The organism is Mesorhizobium sp. M00.F.Ca.ET.216.01.1.1, assembly GCF_004010325.2.
Classification (GTDB): domain Bacteria; phylum Pseudomonadota; class Alphaproteobacteria; order Rhizobiales; family Rhizobiaceae; genus Mesorhizobium.
The window spans coordinates 1-625 of record NZ_SADR02000091.1; the positions used below are offsets into that span (position 1 = coordinate 1).

Sequence of the window (625 nt, forward strand, 5' to 3'; positions counted from 1 at the left end):
CGGTGATCCTCAACATCCTGGCCCGCAGCCGCGATCCGGCGCCGGGCACGATCCTTTCCATTCCCCAGGCCCTGACGCTGGCTCACGAGCCGGTCGCCGACTGCGCCCGCTATGACAGTCTCAGGAGGACAAACAGCCATGGAACGCGCCGAGGTACTGGAACTGATGGGAGCGCTGAAGCTCTACGGAATGCGCAGCGCCTATGACGAGATCATGGGCGCGTCGCCATCAAGCGACAGCACGAGCCGCCCAGGATTGTCGGTGATCTCTTGCAGGCCGAGATATCGGAGAAGCAGGCCCGCTCCATCAAATACCAGCTCGCCGTCGCCAAGTTGCCGCTGGCCAAGGACATCGACGACTTCGACTTCGCCGACACGCCGGTCACCGAACCCCTGATGCGCGATCTCGCCCGGCGGCGCCTTCGTCGCCGATCAGCGCAACATCGTCCTGGTCGGCCGCCTTCACGGGTCACCCAACTCGCGCGGAAGGTCGACCGCATTGCGACGGGCGCGTGTCGACTTCCCAACAATGTCAGACAGGAGACACAACGCTATCGGAGCGATCGCATTGCTTTGTAATGAATTTCCCAGTTGGCACGACAAATGCGGTCCTATGGGCAAAAGCA

Annotated in this window: 2 pseudogenes; both read left to right on the forward strand. The window is 62.4% G+C overall.

From position 1 onward, the window contains the following. Positions 1 to 206 (forward strand): annotated as a pseudogene (locus EN859_RS38840) (IS21 family transposase); the annotation flags it as partial. Beyond that, positions 139 to 456 (forward strand): annotated as a pseudogene (locus tag EN859_RS35160) (ATP-binding protein); the annotation flags it as partial. The pseudogenes EN859_RS38840 and EN859_RS35160, both read left to right, overlap by 68 nt. Positions 457 to 625: the final 169 nt, after the last annotated feature.